At 35.3% G+C, this 2916-nt stretch carries 3 protein-coding genes; 2 read left to right on the top strand and 1 reads right to left on the bottom strand.

All coding sequences use genetic code 11. From position 1 onward, the window contains the following. Together N1032_RS22355 and N1032_RS22350 are read left to right on the top strand one after the other, a co-directional pair. A partial coding sequence (locus N1032_RS22355; RefSeq protein ID WP_259542467.1) for a hypothetical protein occupies positions 1-290 on the top strand: 290 nt, incomplete at its 5' end. Between the two features lies 1 nt (position 291). Further along, positions 292-447: a hypothetical protein gene (locus N1032_RS22350; RefSeq protein ID WP_259542465.1), complete on the top strand. Its 156-nt coding sequence runs from the start codon at positions 292-294 to the stop codon at positions 445-447. A gap of 2091 nt (positions 448-2538) precedes the next feature. On the opposite strand, the gene N1032_RS22345 is transcribed toward N1032_RS22350, so the two are convergent. Further along, entirely contained in the window at positions 2539-2799 is a 261-nt protein-coding gene (locus N1032_RS22345; RefSeq protein WP_259542463.1) for a hypothetical protein, read from the bottom strand. Between the last annotated feature and the right edge of the window lie 117 nt (positions 2800-2916).

Genomic DNA, 2916 nt, shown 5'->3' with positions numbered 1-2916 from the left:
ATGGCAAACCAGTCAGAACAATTGATGCAGCAGGTGTAGAGATTGGTATGAGTTTAGGTGCTTATACAACAAGTGCACTTGATAATGGACTGATTGATAAGTCAGTTCTTGATAAAAGAACAACTATTGACATTGCTACAAAAGCGGAAGTTAATACAAAAGCTCCTCAGGCAACTACTTATACAAAAGCGGAAGTTGATGCTGCCATTGCTGCAAAACAAGACACTCTAACTAAAACTATGACAATAACATATGATGATGGTTCTACAGAAACCATAAAGGTAGGTTAAGATGGGTAAATTAAACGGGCATGATATAAATGTAACAATCAATAACAAAAGAGTCACTAAACTTGCAGTTAATGGTAAAACAGCACTTATCCACAATTTGCATGTTCCTGCAAGAGCCGGTAATAAGCCAGATGTACCTTCTGATAACACAAGATGACCTTGAAAGTTTTTTACTTATAGAGGTGCTGATAACGGTAGATTTTATGGAAAGATTTGCGTGATAACAAACACTGCTGCATTATGTTTTGGAGAATTTGAGATACATTCAAATGGTCATGGTAGTATTTCACACGCGCTTAGGTATAATGCTGAATCCACATCACATAATGGAATTGGTGAATTCTTCTATGAAACAAATGGAGTTCCTATCAATCAACTACCTACGGGAATGTATTATGCAAACAGAAGTATTTATTTTAACTGCACTTTTTGAAGTAATCCTGGCGGCGTTGCGTTGCAGTACGCTTCAGTTTCCTTAAAAAATACTGACGGTACATACACTACAATATTTGAAGCTGGTGCTCATGATGGTAAATACGGCCCAACTCAACCGTGAACACAACGTTCATACATTGAGCACGCCCAACGTACACCTTACTCTTTCATGCAAAGCTTAGGAAACTTAAATTTCCACAATGACCGTGCTTTTGACGTATTTGCAATGAGACCCGCAGTTTCTGAAGCTGCTCATGACATTATTTTTAGGAGATAACTATGAACTCAAAACTTTTATATGAATGAAAAATCTGGTTTGTCAATGTGGTCCTGCTATTCATGTGAATAGTCATCATATTGCTTGATGTCTTGCCTATGGTACAAATCCATGATGAAACAGTTAAAGTTGCCTTATTTGGTCTAACAGCGGCTATTCCAGCAGTATTCATTGCTGAATTGGTTGCGTTATGAAAGAAATTCCATGTGTATGTGGATTTGAAGAATAAGGAAGAAGAAAAAAAAGATAGCCATTAGGCTATTTTCTTTTAAATCTTTCAAGCTTTAATTTAACATACGGTACATAACAATGTGATCAAAGTAATGAATAGTGATATTGGAAACACAATTACAAGTAAGAAGTTTTTCATACTATTTAATTTCCTTTTCTTTATAGCCCATCGCTATCAACTCTTCGTCACTTTTACCCGCATCAACTCAATTCACGCCGTATTCGCGCTTAAATCACTCATTACGCAGGCTTTCATCGAAGACCAAGCCAAGTAGAAGCAAGTGATCTCATGATTTGACTTCTTTGTCGAAGTTTTTCTTCGTCATTCTTAAAACAACTTTCTTATCCATCTTATTTTTCTTTCTTATGCTTAGCGATCGCATCAAGCGTCGTTTTGTCGCAATTATATAGTTCCGTATCTGATTTGATCATCATATCAATGACTTTTCTTTCAGATTGGTCAAGCTCATCATTATCGCATTTTCAGAAAACACTAAATGTGAACTTATGAATTCCGTACTCACGCATATCCGCATACATACGTTGGTCATAGTGCTTGTCATTCTCATTCAAGTGATTAGACATATGCCTTGCTCATCTTGAGCCACAATCGACCGATTGGCCGACGTACAATCTTCCGGTAACGGTATTTTCTATCACATAGATGCCGGAAATCTTGATTATACCGTTTCTTCAGCTATCATAGTTTCTCATCGTTTTCTCCTAATATCACAAAGCCGTTGACATCATCGTCGAAACATTGATTCGCTTCATAATCACATTGAATGCCGTACTTGCCTCAAAGGAAGTTGTCGTGATCTTCATTCTTGTACATGTTCGCGAGAAACAAAACTTCCTTTTCGCTCATTTGCGGGTTATGCTTATTTATTTTTTCGGCAATGAATATAAATTGCTCGTTTGTCTTTTCCTTTCTTGCATCTCTATAACCAAATTTAATATCAAATAGATTATGGTTTCATCATCTTGTAAATTTTTCTGGATACGTTACGATTGTTATTGCAATTCCTTCAATTTCTTCAATCTTTCAAGTATTTGTTTTAATATCAAGATTAACTTTTATTCCATTGATACATAACTTAACTTTTCCATAACCTTCATTTTCAATTTCTATTAGTCATCCGCGTTCTTTTGCGTTATCAAACAATGGTGATAAATACGCTTCAATGAAATTCATTGTAAAGTTGTTTTGTTTTTTGCTATTCAGTTTTGTTGTCTTGTTTTGGTCCATCGCGGGCCTCCTTATAATTCGATGTTTTCTAGTTTAACATCAACTTTTGGTGCATATCATTTGATTTTAAAACCACGATATGTTTTGCCACCAATCTTCTTCACATCATTCATGACCGTATGTTTTTGCTTTGATAAATAATCCATAAAGTCATTTTTGAATGCTTGGAATGTGAATTTCGGGTTGTTTTCTTTAACCTTCGAAATTTCATACGCATTTTGCAATGTTGCATTTGATATAAATTCTTCTTTATCTTCAATCGCTCTTGATAAAATATCATCAGCATCCACAACTTCTTTTACCAAGTCGTTGTTCATCAAACGCTTGCTTTCAATTCAATCATTGTGTTCTTGTGTTAATGAAAATTTCATATTACGAATTCCATCTTTGTGGAATACTCCCGCATACGCTTTGATTGCTTCAGAAGCTAAATA

Source organism: Herbiconiux daphne (assembly GCF_024979295.1).
Classification (GTDB): domain Bacteria; phylum Actinomycetota; class Actinomycetes; order Actinomycetales; family Microbacteriaceae; genus Herbiconiux; species Herbiconiux daphnes.
Note: the sequence above shows the minus strand (reverse complement) of the source record. Positions and strands in the feature narration are given on the sequence as shown.

What these genes read in the sequence shown, in the direction of transcription:
- N1032_RS22350 (WP_259542465.1), top strand. Translation starts at nt 292, where the DNA reads ATGGGTAAATTAAACGGGCATGATATAAATGTAACAATCAATAACAAA.
- N1032_RS22345 (WP_259542463.1), bottom strand. Translation starts at nt 2,799, where the DNA reads ATGAACAACGACTTGGTAAAAGAAGTTGTGGATGCTGATGATATTTTA.